The sequence below is a fragment of the Pseudomonas sp. J380 genome (assembly GCF_009827115.1).
Classification (GTDB): Bacteria; Pseudomonadota; Gammaproteobacteria; order Pseudomonadales; family Pseudomonadaceae; genus Aquipseudomonas; species Aquipseudomonas paracarnis.
Genome location: NZ_CP043060.1, coordinates 2113268 through 2131969, shown reverse-complemented (window position 1 = coordinate 2131969; position 18702 = coordinate 2113268). Strand labels below are relative to the sequence as shown.

At 61.5% G+C, this 18702-nt stretch carries 16 protein-coding genes; 10 read left to right on the top strand and 6 right to left on the bottom strand.

All coding sequences use genetic code 11. The features are described from left to right. Nucleotides 1–77: 77 nt before the first annotated feature. Both FXO12_RS09465 and FXO12_RS09460 read right to left on the bottom strand, forming a co-directional pair. Complete coding sequence (locus FXO12_RS09465) at nucleotides 78–1010, bottom strand: proline iminopeptidase-family hydrolase (RefSeq protein WP_057975713.1); 933 nt, start codon at nucleotides 1008–1010, stop codon at nucleotides 78–80. Nucleotides 1011–1104: 94 nt separating this feature from the next. Next, on the bottom strand, nucleotides 1105–1869 hold the full coding sequence (locus tag FXO12_RS09460; protein WP_057975714.1) for a LuxR family transcriptional regulator: 765 nt from the start codon (nucleotides 1867–1869) through the stop codon (nucleotides 1105–1107). Nucleotides 1870–2052: 183 nt separating this feature from the next. Here FXO12_RS09460 and FXO12_RS09455 point away from each other — a divergent pair, with 183 nt between their 5' ends. The 6 genes from FXO12_RS09455 to FXO12_RS09430 are packed head-to-tail and all read left to right on the top strand — an operon-like array spanning nucleotide 2053 to nucleotide 8213. After that, on the top strand, nucleotides 2053–2940 hold the full coding sequence (locus FXO12_RS09455) for a proline iminopeptidase-family hydrolase (protein WP_034126678.1): 888 nt from the start codon (nucleotides 2053–2055) through the stop codon (nucleotides 2938–2940). A gap of 3 nt (nucleotides 2941–2943) precedes the next feature. After that, nucleotides 2944–3891, top strand: a complete 948-nt coding sequence (locus tag FXO12_RS09450; RefSeq protein WP_034126679.1) for an ABC transporter permease — start codon at nucleotides 2944–2946, stop codon at nucleotides 3889–3891. After that, nucleotides 3888–4745 (top strand): ABC transporter permease, encoded by an 858-nt coding sequence (locus FXO12_RS09445; RefSeq protein ID WP_054898622.1) that lies wholly within the window; start codon nucleotides 3888–3890, stop codon nucleotides 4743–4745. Before FXO12_RS09450 ends, FXO12_RS09445 begins: the two co-directional genes overlap by 4 nt. Beyond that, complete coding sequence (locus FXO12_RS09440) at nucleotides 4742–5698, top strand: ABC transporter ATP-binding protein (protein WP_057975715.1); 957 nt, start codon at nucleotides 4742–4744, stop codon at nucleotides 5696–5698. The genes FXO12_RS09445 and FXO12_RS09440 overlap by 4 nt, the downstream gene beginning before the upstream one ends. Next, nucleotides 5695–6666: an ABC transporter ATP-binding protein gene (locus tag FXO12_RS09435; protein WP_057975716.1), complete on the top strand. Its 972-nt coding sequence runs from the start codon at nucleotides 5695–5697 to the stop codon at nucleotides 6664–6666. Before FXO12_RS09440 ends, FXO12_RS09435 begins: the two co-directional genes overlap by 4 nt. A 32-nt stretch (nucleotides 6667–6698) precedes the next feature. Beyond that, nucleotides 6699–8213: an ABC transporter substrate-binding protein gene (locus tag FXO12_RS09430; RefSeq protein ID WP_054898619.1), complete on the top strand. Its 1515-nt coding sequence runs from the start codon at nucleotides 6699–6701 to the stop codon at nucleotides 8211–8213. Nucleotides 8214–8332: 119 nt separating this feature from the next. Here FXO12_RS09430 and FXO12_RS09425 read toward each other — a convergent pair whose 3' ends face one another. The 4 genes from FXO12_RS09425 to FXO12_RS09410 form a co-directional block, all read right to left on the bottom strand. Next, on the bottom strand, nucleotides 8333–9073 hold the full coding sequence (locus FXO12_RS09425) for a YciK family oxidoreductase (protein ID WP_003189758.1): 741 nt from the start codon (nucleotides 9071–9073) through the stop codon (nucleotides 8333–8335). 177 nt (nucleotides 9074–9250) lie between these two features. Beyond that, nucleotides 9251–9922, bottom strand: a complete 672-nt coding sequence (mupP, locus tag FXO12_RS09420) for an N-acetylmuramic acid 6-phosphate phosphatase MupP (RefSeq protein ID WP_057975717.1) — start codon at nucleotides 9920–9922, stop codon at nucleotides 9251–9253. Nucleotides 9923–9926: 4 nt separating this feature from the next. Then, entirely contained in the window at nucleotides 9927–10625 is a 699-nt protein-coding gene (gene ubiG / locus FXO12_RS09415) for a bifunctional 2-polyprenyl-6-hydroxyphenol methylase/3-demethylubiquinol 3-O-methyltransferase UbiG (RefSeq protein WP_003189760.1), read from the bottom strand. A gap of 64 nt (nucleotides 10626–10689) precedes the next feature. Then, nucleotides 10690–12021: a TRZ/ATZ family hydrolase gene (locus tag FXO12_RS09410; protein WP_057975718.1), complete on the bottom strand. Its 1332-nt coding sequence runs from the start codon at nucleotides 12019–12021 to the stop codon at nucleotides 10690–10692. A gap of 109 nt (nucleotides 12022–12130) precedes the next feature. Between FXO12_RS09410 and mtnA the strand changes: the two genes are divergently transcribed. The 4 genes from mtnA (at nucleotide 12131) to pheA (ending at nucleotide 18701) form a co-directional block, all read left to right on the top strand. Further along, nucleotides 12131–13201 carry an S-methyl-5-thioribose-1-phosphate isomerase gene (gene mtnA / locus FXO12_RS09405; protein WP_057975719.1) on the top strand — a complete coding sequence of 357 codons (1071 nt, stop codon included), beginning with the start codon at nucleotides 12131–12133 and terminating at the stop codon, nucleotides 13199–13201. A gap of 423 nt (nucleotides 13202–13624) precedes the next feature. Continuing rightward, a complete protein-coding gene (gene gyrA / locus FXO12_RS09400; RefSeq protein WP_032892792.1) occupies nucleotides 13625–16279 on the top strand; it encodes a DNA gyrase subunit A in 2655 nt (884 codons plus the stop codon). A gap of 242 nt (nucleotides 16280–16521) precedes the next feature. After that, nucleotides 16522–17607, top strand: a complete 1086-nt coding sequence (gene serC / locus FXO12_RS09395; protein WP_054921888.1) for a 3-phosphoserine/phosphohydroxythreonine transaminase — start codon at nucleotides 16522–16524, stop codon at nucleotides 17605–17607. Then, nucleotides 17607–18701: a prephenate dehydratase gene (gene pheA, locus FXO12_RS09390; protein WP_032902668.1), complete on the top strand. Its 1095-nt coding sequence runs from the start codon at nucleotides 17607–17609 to the stop codon at nucleotides 18699–18701. The genes serC and pheA overlap by 1 nt, the downstream gene beginning before the upstream one ends. Nucleotide 18702: the final 1 nt, after the last annotated feature.

Sequence of the window (18702 nt, the reverse complement as noted above, 5' to 3'; positions counted from 1 at the left end):
GATGACGCGTGCTTTCTGAATAAACACGGCGTCTGATAGTTTTTCGCGAGCAAGCTCGCTCCTACAGAGGGCGGATTTCAGCCGGCCTTGAGGGCTTTGTGCGGCAACGAACACGCCTCATCCAGAAACTTCACCACCGTCCCCATGCACGCCTGGCGCTCTTCCACATGGGGCATGTGACTGGAGTCTTCAAACAGTGCCCAGCGCACGTCCGATATCTCATCCAGGAATGGCTTGACCACCAACGGTGTGGCTTCGTCATGTCGACCGGAAATCACCAGGGTTGGCACCTTGATGGCTGACAGGCGGCCGATCACATTCCAGTCCTTCAAGCTGCCAATCACGTGGAATTCGGTCGGGCCGCTCATGGCGTGGTACACCGTCGGGTCGGCATCCACCTGGGCGAAGGTGCGTGCCACTTCTTCGGGCCACGGGTTGACCCGGCACACATGCTGGTCATAGAAAATCCGTGAGGTCGCCAGGTATTGCGGGTCTTGGTAGGTGCCGGCCTGCTCGTGCTTTAGCAGGGTTTCATGCACGCCTTCAGGCAACAGCTTGCGCAGGCGGTTGGCTTCGCTGACCCAGGTGCGCATGCAGGTGGGGGAGTTGGCAGGGATAAACGCGCGCAGGCCCTTGGGTTGCAAGATCGCGTGTTCGCTGCCAAGCATGCCGCCCCAGGATTGACCGAGGATCGCGTAGTTCTCACTGATTTGCAGGTGGTCCAGCAGGTTGTTCAACTCGTCGAGGAACAGGCCGATGGTCCAGAACGACGGGTCTTTCTCCGGCAAGTGCGTGGACCGGCCGTTGCCCAACTGGTCGTAGTGGATGACCGCGTGGCCGCTGGCGGCGACGTCCTTGAAGGCGTCGACGTAATCGTGGGTGCAGCCCGGGCCGCCATGGATGATCACCAAGGGCGTACGGCCTGTGGTCAGGTCGCCGGTGACGCGATACCAGGTCTGATAGGCGCCAAAGGGCGCGTAGCCTTCGCGAACTTTTTCGATGAATTCCATTTCGTACCCTGCTCTGAAAAAAAGGATCAGGGTTACGATAGTCTGAACAAAAAGTTTAGGTAACTAGCAAAACAGATAGGTTTTTGCCGAAAGCTCAACCTTCCAGCAAGCGGTAGTGGGTGGCGCGAACCACGGCCTGAACACGGTTCTTGGCGCCCAGTTTGTGCATGGCCGAGGCCAGGTGCAGAGTGACCACCGCCAGGGAGCGGCTCAATTGCGAGGCGATTTCGGCGGCGGTCAGGCCTTCAGCCGCCCATTTCAGGCATTCGCGCTCGCGCTTGGTCAGGCGTATGTGCGGATAAGCCCGCACCTCCTTGCTGAACAGCGGGTACGCCGCTTCCTGGAGGGCATGGGTAATCAGGCTGAAATCGGCCAGCGTATGTTGGGCGTCCTTCAATACCGTGCGCGCCTTGCCGGTGCGCAACCCGGTCAGCGAGGCGAAGCCGCCCCGGGGCAGATGAATCGGCACGCTGACGCCGCAGGTCAGCTGACGCTCATGCAGATAAGAAGAAACGGGGGCGTGGCAGGGGTCGATGATCCTTTGCAGGGCCGTCTCAGTCTTGGCCTCATAGGACCAGACAAACGGCGACACTGTGCTCAGCGCCAGGTGTTGCACCGGGTCGATCTGGTAAAACCCTTCGCTGCACCATAAGGCGTGCCAATCGCTCGGTGTGTTGCGCAGTTGCAACAGCGAGGGCGTGATCAGTGCGCCGTTGAGGTCGATGGGCACCGGGGTGTAGTCATACACCAGGGCATCGAAGCCCAGTTGTTGGGCAAGGATAAACGTATTGTCCATCTGTTCATCCAGGCTCCTGCCCGGTATGAGGCGATTATTGAAGGCGGTCAGCTTGGCCAGCATCCGTTCTGCTCCCGAATTCATTTGAATCTCGACTTGCTGCAAGTAGAATGCCACGCCCCGGCGAAGGACTGCCAGGCCAAACCTATAAGAAATACTAGGTTATGGACGCACGGCATCCTCGGTAGTGTTGACCTGATAAACGGCCGCTACCCGCCAGGCCGATACAACACAAGGAATGTATGCATGTGGCGTGAAATTGCCCCCGACCAGCAGTACAACGTGCAAGTCGACGGCCATAACCTCGTGGTCTACAGCTTTGGCGAAGGCGATGAGGTGCTGCTGTGTCTCAACGGCGGGCCGGGCCTGCCGTGTGACTATCTGCGCGACGCCCATGGCTGGCTCAAAGCACATAACCTGCGAGTTGTTGCATTCGACCAGCTTGGCACGGGCGCATCAGCCAGACCGACCGATGCCTCACTGTGGGAAATCCGCCGTTATGTCGAAGAAGTCGAGACCGTGCGCCAGGCGCTGGGCCTGGGCCGCGTGCATCTGCTCGGGCATTCCTGGGGCGGTTGGCTGGGGATCGAATATGCCGTGCATTATCCCGGTGCGCTCAAAAGCCTGATCCTGGAAAACACCGTCGGCGACATTCCCCACCTGTCCCAGGAACTGGAGCGTCTGCGCGGCGCCCTGGGCAGCGAAACCGTGGCCATGATGCAACGCCACGAAGCCATGGGCACCCTGGACCACCCGCAGTACCAGGCCGCCATCACCTTGCTCAACTACCGCCACGTGTGCCGGCTCGACGAATGGCCAGAGCCGGTCAAGCGCTCCCTGGGCGACTGGAACATGGGGCCGTACGAAACCATGCAAGGTCCCAACGAGTTCCTCTATATCGGTAACCTCAAGGACTGGAACCGCCTCAAGGAAATGGCCGAGTTCACGATGCCGATCCTGATCACCACCGGCCAGCATGATGAACTCACCCCCGCCTGTGCGATGCGCATGAAACTTGCAGCCCCCCACGCCGAGTTGCATGTGTTCCCCAACAGCAGTCATATGCCTTTTTACGAGGAGCCACAGGCGTACTTCCCGGTGCTGCTGGACTTTCTCGCTCGCCACCGAGGCTGACGCATGAACCTGGCGCGCTACCGTTTTGTGTTGTCCCGGCCCCTGCAATTGCTGCCGGTGCTGCTGGGCATCAGCCTGATCACCTTCGTGTTGGTGCGCTCGATTCCTGGCGACCCGGCGCGTGCCTTGCTGGGTTCGCGCAGCACGCCGGATGCGCTGCTGAAGATCCGCGCCCAGTTCGGCCTCGACCAGCCCTTGTGGCTGCAATACTTTTACTTCCTGAAAAACCTGCTCAAGGGCGACCTCGGCCAATCGCTGCTGTACAAGGTCGACGCCCTCAAACTGATCGTCACCCGGATCGAGCCGACGCTGGTGCTGGTGCTGGGCAGCGTGGTGCTCGCTTTGTTGATAGCGGTGCCACTGGCAACGATTGCGGCGCGCCAGCAAGGCCGTTGGGCGGACAAGCTGATCCGCGTGTTCACCACGGTCGGCCTGGGCATGCCGGCGTTCTGGCTGGGGTTGATGCTGATCCTGCTGCTCAGCGTGAAATGGGGCTTGTTCCCGGTGTCCGGTTACGGGCGCACTTGGCTGGATAAGGCGCACCACATGCTTTTGCCATGCCTGACCATCGCCCTGGCGCTGTCGGCGGTGCTGGTGCGCAACCTGCGGGCGAGCATGTTGATGGAGTTGCAGGCGGATCACGTCACCGCCGCACGTGCACGCGGGCTGGCGGAAGGCGCGGTGTTTCGCCGGCATGTACTGCCCAACGCTCTGGTGCCGGCGGTCAACCTGCTGGCGGTCAACATCGGTTGGCTGATCAGCGGCACGGTGGTCATCGAAAGCCTGTTCGCGATTCCAGGCATCGGCCAGTTGCTGGTGCGCGGCATTTTCACCCGTGACTACATGGTGGTGCAGGGTGTGGCGATGGTGCTGGCCTGTGCCACGGTGGTGGTCAACTTCCTGGCCGACCTGGTGACGGTGGCCCTCGACCCACGGGTAAAGATGCAATGAGCAGCCGCCCATTGATTGCCCCGTGGCGCTTGCGCCTGCGCTTTGGTTTTCGCAATGGCCGGCTGACCGCCGCATGGGGTTTGTTGATCCTGTTCGCGTGGTTGGCCCTGGCGCTGTTTGCGCCGTGGGTCGCGCCCTATGACCCTATCGCGCAGGACACCAGCATGAGTTTGCTGGCCCCCAGCCTTGCCCATCCGTTGGGTACGGACAATTACGGCAGGGACATCCTGTCGAGGGTGATCTGGGGTGCGCGCATCGACCTGCAGTTGGCGGTTATCGGGGTGATCTTCCCGTTCATCATTGGCACCTTTATCGGTGCGGTCTCGGGTTATATCGGCGGGCGTTTCGACAGTGTCTGCATGCGTGTGATCGATGTGGTGCTGGCGTTCCCGTTCCTGGTGCTGATGCTGGCGATCATGGCCATCCTCGGGCCGGGCTTGCAGAGTTTTTATATCGCCATGGCGCTGGTGGGCTGGGTGTCGTACGCGCGCCTGATTCGCTCGCAGATCCTGGTGCTCAAGGAAAGCGAGTTCGCCCTGGCCGCCAAGAGCCTGGGCTTTGGCCATGGGCGCATTCTGTTCCGGCATTTGCTGCCTAATGCGCTGTTTGGCTCCATTGTGTTTTCCATGTCCGACGCGGTGCTGGTGCTGCTCAACGGCGCCGCCGTCAGTTACCTGGGCCTGGGGGTGCAACCACCGACCGCCGAATGGGGGACGATGGTGGCCGAGGGGCAAGCCTTTATCACCACCGCCTGGTGGATCTGCACCTTTCCGGGCCTGGCCATCGTGACCTTGGCCATGGGCTTCAGCCTGTTGGCCGATGGTGTTGCGCAGGTATTGGGAGAGCGCTCATGAGCCTGTTGCAGGTGCGCGACCTCAGTGTGATCGCCAACAACGCCGGGCGTGAGGTCACCTTGGTGGATCGGGTGTCCTTCGACCTGGCCGAAGGTGAAATCCTTGGCCTGGTGGGCGAGAGCGGTTCCGGCAAGACCATGGCCTGTCGCGGCCTGATGCGTCTGTTGCCATCGCCCAATCTGCGCGTGCAGGGCGGCGCTGTGCAGTTGGCCGGCCAGGACCTGTTGGCACTGGATGATGCCGGCATGCGTGCCGTGCGCGGCGGGCAGTTGGGCATGGTCTTCCAGAACCCCAGCAGCCACCTCGACCCGTTGATGCGCATCGGTGAGCAGATCGCCGAGGGCATCCGCCTGCACCAAGGCGCGTCGAAAAAAGACGCGCGCTTGCAGGCGATCGAGGTATTGCGTCAGGTCGGGATTCCCGACCCGCAGGCGCGGGTCGACAACTACCCCCATGAGTTTTCCGGTGGCATGCGCCAGCGCGCCATGATCGCCGTGGCCCTGGGCTGCAACCCGAAGGTGTTGATCGCCGACGAACCGACCACGGCCCTGGATGTGACGGTGCAGGCGCAAATCCTGCGGCTGTTGCTCGACCTGCGCGACCAGCGTGGCCTGTCGATCATCATGATCACCCATGACCTGGGCGTGGTGGCGCAAACCTGCGATGCCATCGCCGTGATGTATGCCGGGCGCCTGTGCGAGCACGGCAGCAAATACGAACTGCTGGCCCAACCGCAACATCCGTATACCGCAGGCCTGATCGACTGCCAGCCGGCCCACAGCAGCGGGCATGCGTTGTTGCGCACCATTGCTGGCCAGCCGCCGTTACTCGACGCACTGCCCGACGGCTGCCGCTTCCACCCGCGCTGCCCGCAGGCCGGCGCCTTGTGCACCGAGTTGCTGCCCCAGGGCGCACGCGTGGCCTGTCACTACCCGTTGGGAGCGCGCCCATGAGCCTGTTACAGGTCAAGGATCTGGAAGTACGCTTTGCCGCGTCCGGCAGCGGCCTGTTTGGCCTCAACCGCCAGTGGGTGAGGGCGGTGAACGGGGTGTCGCTGAACCTCGCCGCCGGTGAAACCCTGGGTTTGGTGGGCGAGTCCGGCAGTGGCAAGAGCACCCTGGGCCGGGCCATTCTGCACCTCAACCCGATCAGCGCAGGGCAGGTGTTGTTCGACGGTATCGACATGGCCCATGGCAGTGCCATCGACATCGCCCGGCTGCGGCATGAGACCGCGATGATTTTCCAGGACCCCTACGCCGCGCTCAATCCACGGCACAGCATTGGCGAAACCATCGCCGAGGTACTGCGTGTGCAGCGTAAGGTGGCGGCGCAGCAGATTCCTGATCGTGTGAATGAGTTGCTCGAACTGGTCGGCTTGCGTCCTGAGCTGGCTTCACGCAAGCCCGGCTCGCTCAGTGGTGGTCAGTGCCAGCGCGTGGGTATCGCCCGGGCGCTGGCAGTGGAGCCGCGCCTGATCATTGCCGATGAATGTGTGGCCGCGCTGGATGTGTCTATCCAGGGCCAGATCATCAACCTGCTGCTGGAACTGCAACAGCGTATGAACCTGGCGATCCTGTTTATCGCCCATGACCTGGCCATCGTAAGGCGCCTATGCGACCGCGTGGCGGTGATGTACCTGGGCAAGATCGTCGAAGAGGGCCCGGTGGAAGCGGTGTTCACCGCGCCCCGTCACCCGTACACGGCGGCGCTGATCCAGGCCATCCCGGAGATCGATCCGCACCGGCCATTGCCTGCGCAGCCATTGCCCGGCGAACCGCCGAGCCCGCTGAATCTGCCGACAGGCTGTGCCTTTCACCCGCGTTGCCGGTATGCGCAAGCCATGTGTTCCTCGGTATTGCCCCCCACCCATTTCCAGCACGAGCATCGGTACAGTTGCGTGCTTGAAGACCCTTTGCTTTGACCCTCTGCCATTCATTAACAAGGAGTTGTGATATGCACTCGCGCCACTTGAAATTGCTCGCCGCCGCTACCCTCACGGCCTGGTCGCTGACCGCCGGCCTGGCCCATGCCGCCGGTGTGCTCACCATCGGCTGCCGTGAAGACAGCACCACTTTCGACCCGATCAAAAGCGCGCAAAACCGCGACACCTGGGTATTTGCCAACGTCTACGACACCCTGGTGCGCGTGGATAACCTGGGCACCAAGATGGAACCGGGCCTCGCCGAAAGCTGGGACATTTCCAAGGATGGCCTGACCTACACCTTCAAGCTGCGCGAGGCGAAGTTCTCTGACGGCTCGCCGATCACTGCCGCCGACGCCGCGTTCAGCCTGCTGCGCATCCGCGACAACAAGGCCTCGTTGTGGAGCGACCCGTTCAGCCTGATCAACACCGCCACGGCCAGCGATGCCAAGACCCTGGTGGTCACCCTGAAAACCCCGGCTGTGGCCTTCCTCTCGCAACTGGCGTCGCCGACGGTGTCGATCCTGTCGGAAAAAGCCATGACCAAGATGGGCGAAGACGCCTACTCGGAAAACCCGGTGACGTCCGGCGCGTTTACCGTGGACGAGTGGCGCAAGGGCGACCGCGTGATCCTGAAGAAAAACCCGAATTTCTGGCAGGCCGGCAGCGTGAGCCTGGACGGCGTGGAATGGGTGTCGGTGACCGATGACAACACGCGCATGCGCATGGTGCAGAACAACGAACTCGACACGGCGATCTTTGTACCGTTCTCCCGCGTGGAAGAGCTGAAGAAAGACCAGAACGTGGTGATCCACGCCGACCCGTCCACCCGTGAAGATCACCTGTTGATCAACCACGAGCACGGCTTGTTGGCCAAGCCGCAAGTGCGCCAGGCCCTGGACATGGCCATCGACAAGCAATCGCTGGTCAAAGCCGTCACTTACGGTCAAGGCACCGTGGCTTATTCCTACATTCCAAAGGGCTCGCTGTACCACTACGCCAACAACCTGCAACGCCCGTACGACCCGGCCGAAGCCAAGAAGCTGCTGGCCGCTGCGGGTGCCCAGGATTTGAAGCTCAACTACGTGGTCAACGCCGGCAACGAGGCCGACGAGCAGATCGCGGTGATCATCAAGGACCAGCTAGCCAAGGTCGGCGTGACCGCCAACCTGCAGAAAGTCGACCCCACCCAAAGCTGGCAGATGCTGGTGGACGGTGAATACGATATTTCGGTGATGTACTGGACCAACGACATCCTCGACCCCGACCAGAAAACCACCTTCGTACTGGGCCACGACACCAACCAGAACTACATGACCCGCTACAAGAACGACCAGGTCAAGGCATTGGTGGCGGCCGCGCGGATCGAGGCAGACCCGGCCAAGCGTGAGCAAATGTATGTGGAGTTGCAGAAACTGGCCAAGCAGGATGTGAACTGGATTGACCTGTACTACAGCCCGTACATCAACATCTCACGCAAGAACATAAGCAACTTCCTGCAGAACCCGTTGGGGCGCTTCACCCTTGAGGAAGTGGTCAAAAACTGAGTTTTTAACTACACCACAACGCAATGTGGGAGCTGGCTTGCCTGCGATGGCGATGGAATATTCACCACCGCTATCGCAGGCAAGCCAGCTCCCACCTTTGTTTTGCGGTGTGTCAGGGCTTATTGCGCATCGAAGGCCTGGCCATTGATGCCGGCACTGTCGGGTCCCATCAGGTACAGGTACACCGGCATGATCTCTTCCGGCGCCGGCCTTTCCATCGGGTTTTCCCCTGGGTACGCCTGGGCGCGCATGCTGGTGCGGGTGCCGCCCGGGTTGATGCTGTTGGCGCGCACTGCGGCCACATCTTCCAGCTCATCGGCCAGGGTTTGCATCAGCCCCTCGGTGGCGAACTTGGACACGCCATAGGCACCCCAATAAGCACGGCCCTTGCGCCCGACACTGCTGGAGGTGAACACCACCGACGCGTCCTGGGACAGTTTGAGCAGCGGCAGCAAAGTGCTGGTCAGCATGAACATCGCGTTGACGTTGACGTGCATCACCCGCATGAAATTCTCGCCGGACAACTGCTCGATGGGCGTGCGCGGGCCGATGATCGAGGCGTTGTGCAACAGGCCGTCGAGGTGGCCGAATGCCTTTTCGATCATCGCTGCCAGCTCATCGTATTGATGGGGCAGGGCGGTCTCCAGGTTGAACGGGATTACCACCGGCTGTGGGTGGCCCGCGGCTTCGATCTCGTCATACACCTGGGCCAGGTTGGCTTCGGTCTTGCCCAGCAACAGCACGGTGGCGCCATGGGCGGCATAGGTCTTCGCCGCTGCCGCGCCAATCCCGCGACCGGCGCCGGTTACCAGGATGGTCCGGCCTTTGAGCAGTTCTGGCGGTGCAGAGTAATCAAACATAAATAGCCTCGACAAAATTCAAGGTGATACACCACTTGAAGTGGAATCCATTTCCTGTGGGAGCTGGCTTGCCTGCGATGGCGGACTAACTGCCGCCAGATGTGCTGGCTGGCAGGCCGCTATCGCAGGCAAGCCAGCTCCCACATTGATCTCAGCGTTGTTGAGATCTTCGAACAATCAGCAACTGCACAGCGCGTTATCCAGCACCTTGCGCAATTCCAGCGGGTGATCCACCACCACATCCGCGCCCCAGTGGCGGGGGTTGTCATCCGGGTGGATATAGCCATAGGTGACCGCCGCCGTGCGCGTACCCGCGTCGCGGCCGGATTCGATGTCGCGCAGGTCATCGCCCACGAACAGCACGCTGGCCGGGTCCAGGTCGAGCATTTTGCACGCCAGGATCATCGGCTCCGGGTCCGGCTTGCTGTTTTTCACATGGTCCGGGCAGATCAGCACGGCCGAGCGTTCGGCCAGGCCCAGGCGCTGCATGATCGGTTCGGCAAAGCGCACCGGCTTGTTGGTGACCACGCCCCAGATCAGCTTGGCTTTCTCGATGTCTTCCAGCAGTTCGGCCATGCCGTCGAACAGTTTGCTGTGCACCGCGCAGTCCTTGAGGTAGCGCTCCAGGAATTCCTGGCGCAGCTCTTCAAAACCTTGGGATTCAGGATCCATCGAGAAGGTCACGGCAACCATCGCCCGGGCACCGCCGGAGATTTCATCGCGGATGTGCTGCGGGTTGATCGGTTCCAGGCCTCGGTCGGCGCGCATGGCTTGGCAGATGGCGATAAAGTCCGGCGCGGTATCCAGCAGGGTACCGTCCATGTCGAAGAGAACCGCTCGCAACTTCACAGGCTTACTCCTCGCGCAGGGTCTGGATCATGTAGTTGACGTCAACGTCGTTGGCCAGCTTGTAGTGCTTGGTCAGCGGGTTGTAGGTCAGGCCGATGATGTCCTTGACGGTCAGCCCGGCCTGGCGGCTCCACGCACCCAGCTCGGAAGGGCGGATGAATTTCTTGAAATCATGGGTGCCACGCGGCAGCAGCTTCATGATGTATTCGGCGCCGATGATCGCGAACAGGTAAGCCTTGGGGTTGCGGTTGATGGTGGAGAAGAACACCTGGCCGCCGGGCTTGACCATACGGAAGCACGCACGGATCACCGAGGACGGGTCTGGCACGTGTTCGAGCATTTCCAGGCAGGTGACCACGTCGAACTGCTCGGGCATTTCTTCGGCCAGGGCTTCGGCGGTGATCTGGCGGTACTCCACGCTCACGCCGGATTCGAGCTGGTGCAACTGGGCCACGGCCAGCGGCGCTTCACCCATGTCGATGCCCATGACGGTGGCGCCGCGCTGGGCCATGGCTTCGCTGAGGATGCCGCCGCCGCAACCAACGTCCAGCACCTTCTTGCCGGCCAGGTTGACGCGCTCGTCAATCCAGTTGACCCGCAGTGGGTTGATATCGTGCAGGGGTTTGAATTCGCTCTCGCGGTCCCACCAGCGGTGAGCCAGGGCTTCAAACTTGGCGATTTCGGCGTGATCGACGTTGCTCATGGTGAATCCTCTGAATCTGATAAGTCGGTGTGTCGCGGCTGAACCCAAGGCTTCAGCCGCGTCGTTATTCGCTGTGCCCGCTGATGCGTTGGCCCCAGGCAATGGCCGTGGCGGTCAACTGTTGTTCATCCATGCGGGTCAATTGCCGGTCGTCGAGCAATGGCTTGCCGGCAACCCAAAGGTGTTTCACGCAATCGCGCCCGGTGGCATATATAAGCTGTGAGACCGGATCGTAGATCGGTTGTTGCGCCAGCCCGGAAAGATCAAAAGCGACGATGTCTGCCGCCTTGCCGACTTCCAGGGAGCCAATCTGGCTGTCCAGGCCCATCGCCCTGGCGCCGTTGAGTGTGGCCATGCGCAGGGCGCGGTGGGCATCCAGCGCAGTGGCCGAGCCGGCCACGGCCTTGGCCAGCATCGCCGCCGTGCGGGTTTCGCCGAGCAAATCCAAGTCATTGTTGCTGGCAGCGCCGTCGGTGCCGATGGCCACGTTGACGCCAGCCTGCCACAAGCGCTCCACCGGGCAAAAGCCGCTGGCCAGTTTCAGGTTCGATTCCGGGCAGTGAATGACGCTGGTGTTGCTTTCTACCAGTAAAGCCAGGTCGTCTTCGCTGATTTGGGTCATGTGCACGGCCTGAAAGCGCGGGCCCAGCAGGCCAAGGCGAGCCAGGCGCGCCAATGGCCGCTCGCCGGTCTGCTCGACGGCTTGCTGCACTTCAAAGGCAGTTTCGTGAACGTGCATATGGATCACGGCGTCCAGCTCTTCGGCGATCACCCGGATCTTTTCCAGGTTGGCATCGCACACGGTGTAGGGCGCGTGGGGGCCGAAGGTGATTTTGATGCGCGAGTGGTGCTTGAGGTCGCCGAACAGCTCGATACCCTGGCGAATCGCCTCGTCGGCACTGCTGGCGCCGGGGATCGGGAAGTCGAGGATCGGCAGTGCGATCTGCGCACGCATACCGCTGTTGTGCACGCAGTCACTGGCGACCTTGGGGTAGAAATACATGTCCGAGAAGCAGGTGATGCCGCCCTTGATCTGCTCGGCAATGGCCAGGTTGGTACCGTCACGCACGAACGCTTCATCGACCCACTTGGCTTCGGCGGGCCAGATGTGCTTTTCCAGCCAGGTCATCAGTGGCAAATCGTCGGCCAGGCCGCGGAACAGGCTCATGGCTGCATGGCCGTGTGCATTGACCAGGCCGGGGCTGAGCAGCATGCCGGGCAGTTCACGCACCTCTTGCGCCGCCAGCTTCAACGCCGCGTCCCGTGGCCCGATAAAGGCAATGCAGCCATCGCGGATACCCAGGCCGTGCTCCTTGAGCACCACCCCAGCGGGCTCGACGGGTACCAGCCAGGTCGGCAGCAGCAACAAGTCGAGCGGGGCGGCAGTGGAGGTCATCGCAGGCTTCTTCCCAGGCAGCTATAAAAGAAGGGCGAAGTATACCCGAGCGTCCCGGCTGGCGGATCGCTATAATCGGCGGCTTTTGTTCATGAGTGCGGGGTAAGGGATGCGCGACCGACTGTTGGCTGCAGAGAACGTGAAGGCCATCGAATGGCGTGATGGCGCGCTGCACCTGCTCGACCAGCGTGTTTTGCCGTCCCGGGAGCACTGGGTGGCCTGCGGTACCGTTGAAGCGGTGGCTGACGCCATTCGCACCATGGTGGTGCGGGGCGCACCGGCCATCGGCATCTGCGCTGCCTATGGCTTGGTGCTCGCCGCCCGCGAGCGCATCGCCGAGGGCGGTGACTGGCAGGCCGCGTGGGAAGAAGACTACGCCTTGCTGGCCCACACCCGGCCGACCGCATCGAATTTGTTCTGGGCCTTGCAGCGCATGCGCGACCGCCTGGATCGCCTCAAGCAGGACGCCGACCCGCTGGTGGTGTTGGAGGCCGAAGCCGTCGCGATCCATGAGAGTGATCGGGAAGCCAATGTGGTCATGGCCCAGTTGGGTATGGAGCGGATTCGCAAGCATCAGGGCAATGCCCAGGCGATCCTTACCCATGGCAATGCCGGCGCGTTGGCTTCCGGCGGCGTTGGCACAGCCCTCGGGGTGATTCACGCGGCGTATCTGGAGGGGTTGGTCGAGCAGGTCTATGTCAATGAAACCCGCCCATGGCTGCAAGGCTCGCGTCTGACGGCGTGGGAGTTGGCGGGCCAGGGCATCCCGGTGGCGGTGAATGCCGACTCCGCCGGGGCGCATATCCTCAAGACCAAAGGCGTGACCTGGGTGGTGGTGGGTGCTGACTGTATTGCGGCCAATGGCGATGTGGTCAGCAAGATCGGCACTTATCAACTGGCCGTCTGTGCCATGCACCATGGCGTGCGCTTTATGGTGGTGGCGTCAAGTTCGACCCTCGATTTGATGATGGCTACGGGGGAGGATGTTGCGCTGGAGCAGCGCGATATGGGTGAGTTGCTTGAGGTTGATGGGCAGCGGTTGGATATCGCGGCGCTTAACCCTGTATTTGATGTGACGCCTGCGGACCTGATTGACGTGATCGTCACCGAAAAAGGCATTGTCGAGCGGCCAGACACCGCAAAACTGGCCAAGTTGATGTGTCGTAAGCGGCTGCATTGAGTGTGTGGGTGCCTGTGGGGGCGCCATCGCAGGTAAGCCAGCTCCCACCTTTAACTGTATTCACAAATCAAAGGTGGGAGCTGGCTTGCCTGCGATTGGCCGTTAAGGTCAATAAAACTGCTGGATCCATCCTCAAAAAATACCACCATCGCGCCTCTGAGCCCCTCTCGTCCCCTTCAAGCCTGTCATCCGTCAAATTACTAGCCTCCATGCGCATCAGGGGGATAGGTGCGTGGCGGCGATTGTGATAACATCCGGCGGTTTCCAGGGCTGCCCCGAGGGGTTGCCTATAACGTGCAGATCCGTGTCATAACTCGTTGATTTGTCGTAAGTCGTTGTCAGGCACCGTGCCGGCAGCGGCGAGCTTCGTTCGTCCCGAATGGATGTGACGAGGTTTCACCCGAAAAAGGAATCAGGCTTCTCATGGGCGAACTGGCCAAAGAAATCCTCCCGGTCAATATCGAAGACGAGCTGAAACAGTCCTACCTCGACTACGCGATGAGCGTAATTGTCGGTCGGGCACTGCCTGATGCGCGCGATGGCTTGAAGCCCGTGCACCGGCGTGTGCTGTTCGCGATGAGCGAGCTGGGTAACGACTGGAACAAGCCGTACAAGAAATCTGCCCGTGTTGTCGGTGACGTGATCGGTAAGTATCACCCTCACGGCGACACTGCGGTGTACGACACCATCGTTCGGATGGCGCAGCCGTTTTCCTTGCGCTACCTGCTGGTAGACGGCCAGGGCAACTTCGGTTCGGTGGACGGCGACAACGCCGCAGCCATGCGATACACCGAAGTGCGCATGACCAAGCTGGCGCACGAGCTGCTGGCCGACCTGCATAAAGAAACCGTGGACTGGGTGCCGAACTACGACGGCACCGAAATGATCCCGGCTGTCATGCCCACCAAGATTCCCAACCTGCTGGTCAACGGTTCCAGCGGTATCGCCGTGGGCATGGCCACCAACATCCCGCCGCACAACCTCGGTGAAGTCATCGACGGTTGCCTGGCCCTTATCGACAACCCTGAGCTGACCGTCGATGAGCTGATGCAATACATCCCCGGCCCGGACTTCCCGACCGCCGCGATCATCAACGGTCGCGCCGGCATCATCGAAGCCTACCGCACTGGCCGCGGGCGCATTTACATGCGTGCCCGCTCGATGATCGAAGATATCGACAAGGTCGGTGGCCGCCAGCAGATCGTCATCACCGAGCTCCCTTACCAACTGAACAAGGCACGCCTGATCGAGAAGATCGCCGAGCTGGTTAAAGAGAAGAAGCTGGAAGGCATCACCGAGCTGCGCGACGAGTCCGACAAGGACGGTATGCGCGTGGTCATCGAGCTGCGCCGCGGCGAAGTGCCTGAGGTGATCCTCAACAACCTCTACGCTCAGACCCAGCTGCAAAGCGTGTTTGGTATCAACGTGGTTGCCCTGATCGACGGCCGCCCGCGCATCCTGAACCTCAAGGACCTGCTGGAAGCCTTCGTGCGTCACCGTCGCGAAGTAGTGACCCGCCGTACCGTGTTCGAACTGCGCAAGGCCCGCGAGCGCGGCCATATCCTGGAAGGCCAGGCGGTTGCGTTGTCGAACATCGATCCGGTGATCGCCCTGATCAAGGCCTCGCCAACCCCGTCGGAAGCCAAGGAAGCGCTGATCAGCACGCCTTGGGAATCCAGCGCCGTGGTCGCGATGGTTGAGCGCGCTGGCGCCGACTCGTGCCGCCCGGAGACCCTGGACCCGCAATACGGTCTGCGTGAAGGCAAGTACTTCCTGTCGCCAGAGCAGGCCCAGGCCATCCTGGAACTGCGTCTACACCGCCTCACCGGCCTTGAACACGAGAAGCTGCTGGCCGAGTACCAGGAGATCCTCAACCAGATCGGCGAGTTGATCCGCATCCTCAGCAGCGCCGTGCGCCTGATGGAAGTGATCCGCGAAGAACTGGAAGTGATCCGCGCCGAATACGGCGACGTGCGCCGCACCGAAATCCTCGATGCGCGCCTGGACCTGACCCTGGGTGACATGATCCCGGAAGAAGAGCGCGTGGTGACCATCTCCCATGGTGGCTATGCCAAGACCCAACCGTTGGCGGCCTACCAGGCCCAGCGTCGTGGCGGTAAAGGTAAATCGGCTACCGGCGTGAAGGATGAGGACTACATCGCTCACCTGCTGGTCGCCAACAGCCACACCACGCTGCTGCTGTTCTCCAGCAAGGGCAAGGTGTACTGGCTCAAGACTTACGAAATCCCGGAAGCCTCCCGCGCTGCCCGTGGCCGTCCGTTGGTCAACCTACTGCCCCTGGACAGTGATGAATACATCACTACCATGCTGCCGGTCGAGGAATACACCGAAGGCCACTTCATCTTCATGGCCACCGCCAAAGGCACCGTGAAGAAGACCCCGTTGGAATCCTTCAGCCGTCAACGCAGCGTGGGCCTGATCGCCCTGGAGCTGGATGAAGGCGACGTGCTGATTTCCGCAGCCATCACTGATGGCGAGCGCGAAGTCATGCTGTTCTCCGACGGCGGCAAGGTCACACGTTTCAAGGAGTCCGACGTGCGTGCCATGGGCCGTACCGCCCGGGGTGTACGCGGCATGCGCCTGCCGGAAGGGCAGAAGCTGATTTCGATGCTGATCCCGGAAGAAGGCAGCCAGATCCTCACCGCGTCCGAGCGTGGTTATGGCAAGCGTACCGCCATCAGTGAGTTCCCGGAGTACAAGCGTGGCGGCCAGGGCGTGATTGCCATGGTCAGCAACGACCGCAACGGCCGTCTGGTCGGCGCGGTGCAGGTGCTCGATGGCGAGGAGATCATGCTGATTTCCGACCAGGGCACCTTGGTGCGTACCCGTGTGGCGGAAGTGTCGAGCCTGGGCCGTAACACCCAGGGCGTGACCCTGATCAAGCTGGCCAAGGACGAAAAACTGGTCGGCCTGGAGCGTGTGCAGGAGCCTTCGGAAGTCGAAGGTGAAGAGCTCGAAGGTGAGGAATTTGAAGGCGAGGTGATCGCAGCTGGCGATGACAACGTTGACGAGCCAACCCTCGACGCTGCCGCAGACGAAGAAGAACCGCAGGAATAAGCGGACACACAGGGGGCGGATGAAGATTCGCCCCCTTGTTGTTTGTCCCGTATGAAATACAGCGCCCTTTGCCTGGACGCGGTCCATGTGGGAGCTGGCTTGCCTGCGATACAGGCGCCTCGGTCATTAAGTGATACCGCGGCGCTGCTATCGCAGGCAAGCCAGCTCCCACAGATGTCCGCTCCAGAACGAGGGCGTTGCTGACATGATTGCAGCCCCACCAGATCAGAGTGAGATTGGATGTGAGCAAGAGAGCCTATAACTTCTGTGCCGGTCCCGCGGCGCTTCCTGAAGCAGTCCTGCAGCGTGCGCAGGGTGAACTCCTCGACTGGCATGGAAAAGGCCTCTCCGTGATGGAAATGAGCCATCGCAGCGATGAGTTCGTGTCTATCGCCAACAAGGCCGAGCAGGACCTGCGCGACCTGCTGGACATCCCATCCAATTACAAAGTGCTGTTCTTGCAGGGTGGTGCGAGCCAGCAGTTCGCCCAGTTACCGCTGAACCTGCTGCCCGAAGGCGGCACTGCCGACTATATCGACACCGGTATCTGGGGGCAGAAGGCCATTGAGGAGGCCTCGCGCTACGGCCATGTCAACGTGGCGGGCACCGCCAAGCCCTACGACTACTTCGCCATTCCCGGTCAGAACGAGTGGAAGCTGACCAAGGACGCGGCCTACGTTCACTACGTCGCGAACGAAACCATCGGCGGCCTGGAATTTGATTGGGTGCCGCAAGTCGGTGACGTTCCGCTGGTGTGCGACATGTCCTCGGACATCCTCTCGCGCCCGATCGACGTGTCCAAGTACGGCATGATCTACGCCGGCGCGCAGAAGAACATCGGCCCGAGCGGCATCCTGGTCAATATCATCCGCGAAGACCTGCTGGGTCGCGCCCGCTCGGTGTGCCCGACCATGCTCAACTACAAGGTCGCGGCCGATAACGGCTCGATGTACAACACCCCGCCGGCGTTTGCCTGGTACCTGTCGGGCCTGGTGTTCGAATGGCTCAAGGAGCAGGGCGGCGTGGCGGCCATGGGCAAGCTCAATGAAGAGAAGAAGCGCGTCCTGTACGACTTTATCGACGCCAGCGGCCTGTACAGCAACCCGATCAACCTCAGCGACCGCTCGTGGATGAACGTGCCGTTCCGCCTGGCCGACGACCGCCTGGACAAACCGTTCCTGGCCGGCGCCGACGCGCGCGGCCTGCTGAACCTCAAGGGCCACCGCTCGGTGGGTGGCATGCGCGCCTCCATTTATAACGCCGTTGACATCCACGCCATCAATGCGCTGGTTGCCTACATGGCAGAGTTCGAGAAGGAACACGGCTAATGTCTGAGCAAGAACTCAAGGCCCTGCGCGTACGCATTGACAGTCTGGACGAGAAGGTCCTTGAACTGATCAGTGAGCGCGCGCGCTGCGCCCAGGAAGTGGCCCGGGTGAAAATGGCATCCCTGGCGGAAGGCGAAGTGCCGGTGTTCTACCGGCCCGAGCGTGAAGCCCAGGTGCTCAAGCGTGTGATGGAACGCAACAAGGGCCCGTTGGGCAACGAAGAGATGGCGCGGTTGTTCCGTGAAATCATGTCCTCGTGCCTGGCGCTGGAGCAGCCGCTGAAAGTGGCTTACCTCGGCCCTGAAGGCACCTTCACCCAGGCGGCAGCCATGAAGCACTTCGGCCATGCGGTGATCAGCAAGCCGATGGCGGCCATCGACGAAGTCTTCCGTGAAGTCGCGGCCGGTGCGGTGAATTTTGGCGTGGTGCCGGTGGAAAACTCCACCGAAGGCGCGGTCAACCACACGCTGGACAGCTTCCTTGAGCACGACATGGTCATCTGCGGTGAGGTGGAGCTGCGTATCCACCACCACCTGCTGGTGGGTGAAAACACCAAGACTGACAGCATCAGTCGTATCTATTCCCACGCCCAGTCCCTGGCCCAGTGCCGCAAGTGGTTGGACGCCCATTACCCGAATGTAGAGCGCGTTGCGGTGTCCAGCAACGCCGAGGCGGCCAAGCGGGTCAAGGGTGAGTGGAACTCGGCGGCGATTGCCGGCGATATGGCTGCCGGCCTGTACGGCCTGACGCGCCTGGCCGAAAAGATCGAAGATCGCCCGGATAACTCCACGCGCTTTTTGATGATCGGCAGCCAGGAAGTGCCGCCGACCGGCGACGACAAGACCTCGATCATCGTCTCCATGAGCAACAAGCCCGGCGCGCTGCATGAGCTGCTGGTGCCATTCCACGACAACGGGATTGACCTGACGCGCATCGAGACTCGTCCTTCGCGCAGCGGTAAGTGGACCTACGTATTCTTTATCGACTTCATGGGCCATCACCGCGACCCTCTGGTCAAGGGCGTGCTGGAGAAAATCAGTCAGGAAGCCGTGGCACTCAAGGTGCTGGGCTCTTACCCGAAAGCGGTTTTGTGAG

Coding starts and splice junctions, on each gene's coding strand:
- ubiG (WP_003189760.1), bottom strand. CDS start 10,625: ATGAGCAACGTCGATCACGCCGAAATCGCCAAGTTTGAAGCCCTGGCT.
- FXO12_RS09460 (WP_057975714.1), bottom strand. CDS start 1,869: ATGCTGGCCAAGCTGACCGCCTTCAATAATCGCCTCATACCGGGCAGG.
- FXO12_RS09410 (WP_057975718.1), bottom strand. CDS start 12,021: ATGACCTCCACTGCCGCCCCGCTCGACTTGTTGCTGCTGCCGACCTGG.
- FXO12_RS09435 (WP_057975716.1), top strand. CDS start 5,695: ATGAGCCTGTTACAGGTCAAGGATCTGGAAGTACGCTTTGCCGCGTCC.
- FXO12_RS09430 (WP_054898619.1), top strand. CDS start 6,699: ATGCACTCGCGCCACTTGAAATTGCTCGCCGCCGCTACCCTCACGGCC.
- FXO12_RS09425 (WP_003189758.1), bottom strand. CDS start 9,073: ATGTTTGATTACTCTGCACCGCCAGAACTGCTCAAAGGCCGGACCATC.
- pheA (WP_032902668.1), top strand. CDS start 17,607: ATGTCTGAGCAAGAACTCAAGGCCCTGCGCGTACGCATTGACAGTCTG.
- FXO12_RS09450 (WP_034126679.1), top strand. CDS start 2,944: ATGAACCTGGCGCGCTACCGTTTTGTGTTGTCCCGGCCCCTGCAATTG.
- gyrA (WP_032892792.1), top strand. CDS start 13,625: ATGGGCGAACTGGCCAAAGAAATCCTCCCGGTCAATATCGAAGACGAG.
- FXO12_RS09455 (WP_034126678.1), top strand. CDS start 2,053: ATGTGGCGTGAAATTGCCCCCGACCAGCAGTACAACGTGCAAGTCGAC.
- FXO12_RS09440 (WP_057975715.1), top strand. CDS start 4,742: ATGAGCCTGTTGCAGGTGCGCGACCTCAGTGTGATCGCCAACAACGCC.
- FXO12_RS09445 (WP_054898622.1), top strand. CDS start 3,888: ATGAGCAGCCGCCCATTGATTGCCCCGTGGCGCTTGCGCCTGCGCTTT.
- mtnA (WP_057975719.1), top strand. CDS start 12,131: ATGCGCGACCGACTGTTGGCTGCAGAGAACGTGAAGGCCATCGAATGG.
- FXO12_RS09465 (WP_057975713.1), bottom strand. CDS start 1,010: ATGGAATTCATCGAAAAAGTTCGCGAAGGCTACGCGCCCTTTGGCGCC.